The organism is Flavitalea antarctica (assembly GCF_054461535.1).
Genome location: NZ_JBTLQG010000089.1, coordinates 1 through 1,015, shown reverse-complemented (window position 1 = coordinate 1,015; position 1,015 = coordinate 1). Strand labels below are relative to the sequence as shown.

Here is a 1,015-nt window from a genome sequence, read left to right as displayed (position 1 = left end):
GATGTTTTGAAAATGATTGAATCGGGCCGTTCTGTGCCCGATGTTGCCAAGGCTCTTGGTGTAACCAGTTCATTAATTTACCGATGGGTAAAGGCAACTACACATGGTTCTCATAAATCATCAGGGGACTCTCCGCAACCTACTTTTGATCCGGAAAAAGTTGCACTGCAAAAGAAGATCAAAGATCTCGAAATGGAGCGCGAAATTTTAAAAAAAGCCTTGGGCATTTTCAGCCGCTAAACCCCGTAGTGATTTATCAGTTTATTGCTGCACACGAGTCCCAGTATCCACTGCGTAATTTGTGCCAGAGCATGAAGGTCAGCCGAAGTGCCTACTATGATTGGCGAAGGCAACGTAGCCATCAATTATCACCTCACAGGAAGCAAATGGAGCAACAGGTTAAAGATACTTTTATCGAACACAAAGGGCGTTACGGCGCGCGACGGATCAGGCATTCATTATCGAAAGATGGTCTGAATGTTAGTAGGTTTTTGACCGCCCGTGTTTTGCGTAAGTTCGGCATGAAAGCTATCCAGCCGAGAAGCTTTGTGCCCAAAACCACTGACAGCAGGCACTCTTATGCTATAAGCCCAAACTTGTTGACAAACACCCTGTGGCCAAAGATGATCAACCAGGTGTGGGTTTGCGACATCACCTATGTTCCATTGAAAGAGAATCGTTGGTGTTACCTGGCCGTGATCATGGACCTTGTCTCCCGCAAAATCGTAGGATGGCAATTGAGCGACAATATGAAAGAACAATTGGTAATTGATGCCCTTCGGAAAGCTATGGGAAATCGAAAAATTACCAAAATGCTGATCATACATTCCGATCGTGGCGGCCAATATGGCTCAAAATTATACCGGGCACTACTCAGCAGATTTCAAATCAGTCAAAGCATGAGTGAAGCTGATAACCCATATGATAATGCGTTTATGGAATCCTGCTTCAGCAGATTGAAAGCAGAGCTAATCCAAGGCAAACACTACGAGAGCATTGAAGATGCCCGCATCGA

2 protein-coding genes are annotated in these 1,015 nt (G+C 45.0%); both read left to right on the top strand.

Annotation, left to right across the window (positions count from 1 at the left end):
• The coding region (locus ACX0G7_RS27305) for a transposase (protein WP_458926719.1) at positions 1-240 on the top strand (240 nt) is incomplete at its 5' end.
• Between the two features lie 8 nt (positions 241-248).
• On the top strand, positions 249-1,015 hold a 767-nt coding region (locus ACX0G7_RS27300; RefSeq protein WP_458926718.1), incomplete at its 3' end, for an IS3 family transposase.